Annotated in this window: 1 protein-coding gene; it reads right to left on the bottom strand. The window is 61.8% G+C overall.

Features of this window, described 5'->3' with window-relative positions:
* Positions 1-2,486 (bottom strand): SDR family oxidoreductase (locus L696_RS28295; protein WP_155985328.1); only part of this gene is annotated, 2,486 nt, incomplete at both ends.

The following is a 2,486-nucleotide window of genomic DNA, read 5'->3' as shown; positions in this document are numbered from 1 at the left end:
GGCCAGTTGATCGCCAGCGACGGACCGCTGCGCCTGCCCTCGGCGACGAGCTGCTGCCGGTGCGCCGCATACGCATCCATGAAGCTGTTGCCCGAAGAATAATCGCATTGCCCTTGATTGGGCATCAGCGCTGCAATCGACGAGAACATGACAAAAAAGTCCAGTTCGTCGCCGGCCGTCGCGTCGTCCAGATGGAGCGTCCCCGCGAGTTTGGGCTGCAGGATTTTTTCAAAAGACTCGGTTGTTTTGCGCAGGATGAAGCTGTCTTCAATCAACCCGCTTCCCTGCAAAACGCCATGTATGCTGCCATAGGTCGCACGCGCTTGCTCCACCGCCGCACGCACTTGTCCGGCATCGCCGAGGTCCGCACGAATGTACAGGCCGGAGCCGCCCAGACTTGCCAGCCTGTCAAGCTGTGCCGCGATTCTCTCATCCTGCTCTCTTCGCCCGAGCAACACGACCTTCGCCTGATATTCCTTGGCCAGATAGTCGGAGAAAATCTGCCCCAGGCCGCCCGTGCCGCCTGCGATCAGATACACCCCGCCTTGGCGCAGCGCATAAGCCTGCTTCTGCAAGCCGCCCGCCACAGTCACCATCTCGCGCAGCTGCCTTGTCCCGCCTACATATCTCACTTCATGCAGCGGGGCCGGAGCACTCGCAAACAGCTCCTCCAGCAGCGCCCGGCCGCAGTTTTCAAAGCGATCCGTGAACGCCGCCACCTCCAGATGAAGGCGCGGGTACTCATACTTCAGCGTGCGAGCCAGCCCGCCGGCCGCATACAGGGCGGGCAGCGCCTCGGACGACATGCTCTCGCCGGCGTAGAGGATCTTGATCGGCTCTTTAAACCGGCTCTTAATCAGAGCTCCTGCCAGCACGAGCAGCCCCCGCAGGTCTTCCACCCCCGGACGGACGGCCGGCACGAGAATCTGCCGCACGGCAAACCCGCTCGCATTGACCTCCTGCAGCGCTTCCAGATAGCGATCCGGGTCTTGCTCGGCGATCGTCAAGCGCCGGAACGGCACCTCCTCGCCCAGTTCGCCGCGCATCCAATCGGCCAGCGACTCCGAACCGTTGAGGAGGAGCAAGCCCTTCGCCTCCGCTTCCGGACCGCAGGCTTCCTCCCGCCACTTCGAGGTGTAATAGAGCAGCCCCTGTTTGCTCGACGCTTCTTTTCTCGTTTCTTCGTTCCTTGCTTCTTCTTTTCTCACCAACGCCCGCTTCGTAAAATTCTTCACCGAAGCCAGCACGCGACCTTCGCCGTCGCAGAGATACAGGTCGAACTGGATCGAACCGCTCTGCTGCACCTGACGCTGCTTAACATAGTAATAGCGCACCGCTTCCAAGCTTCCCGCAACCGTGAAGCTCTCCGCATAATACGGCACATACTGCGATTCGCTCGCCGTGCCGTTTCGCACGCTCAAGCACACCGCCGTCTGCAGCGCCCCGTCCAGAATGCCGGCTGCAATGCGCCCGTGATTCCGGACGTCCACCTCCGCAATCGCCTCGTCAGCCGAGCAGTGCAGCGTCTCGATCACCTGGAACGAAGGCCCGTACACCAGACCGTTTTCGGAAAAGAGACCATACAGCTCGGCCTTCGATTCCTTCGTCTCGCAGCGCTTGCGAATCTCCTCCACCTCGATGCGCTCTTCCGTCCGCGCCACCTGCTTGAGCAGGCGGCCTTGGCAGTGCAGGTCCGCACCCGAACGGATGCGCACAGCCCGGTCGCTTCCTTCCTCCTTCACGTTCAAGAGGAGGGTGCGTGGCTCGTCGAGAACGGCCAGCGGCTTCAGCCAGTACACATCTTGGAACGTCACACCGGCTGTCCACTCTTCCTTCAGCTCTCCGACGATCAGGTCCAGATAGCCCACGCCCGGCAGCACTTTCTGCCGCTGAACGAGATGGTCTTGCACCATCCGCTCCGTAGCAGGGAGCAGGATCTGCTTGTCGCCGGAAGCCGCATTCGCATCCGCCTTCACCGTCTTCGGCTCAAACCAGCAGCGCAACCGCTCAAACGGATACCCCGGCACCTCGATGCGAGAACCGTGGAAGCTCGCCTGCTCCCATTCGATCCCCTCGCCCTTCACCCAAGCCTCGGCGAGCAGGAACAGATCGTCCGTCGACGTAGCGACCTGCACAGGCGCGTCAGGCTTCGTCACCGCGACGCCTTGGAACAGCGACAGCGAGGCCTGCTCGCTCACATACCGCTCCAGCTCCTCCACCACCTGCTCCACCGACGAAGCGACCATCGCCAGACGCTCCTCGAACTCCTCGCGCCCGAACATCAGCGTGAACGCGAGATCGTCCACATGCACAGACTGTCCGGCTTCGCTTTGCAAAAATGTGAGCAGTCGCTCAGCCGATGCCCGCAACTTCCCTTTTTTCGCAGACAAAAGCACCAACCGCTTCTGCGACGCGCTCTTGGCGCGAGGACTGTTGCTGCGCGGCGGCTCTTCCAAGATCACATGCGTATTGACGCCGCCCATGCC

It is taken from the genome of Paenibacillus maysiensis (assembly GCF_000520815.1).
Lineage (GTDB): Bacteria > Bacillota > Bacilli > Paenibacillales > Paenibacillaceae > Paenibacillus > Paenibacillus maysiensis.
Note: the sequence above shows the minus strand (reverse complement) of the source record. Positions and strands in the feature narration are given on the sequence as shown.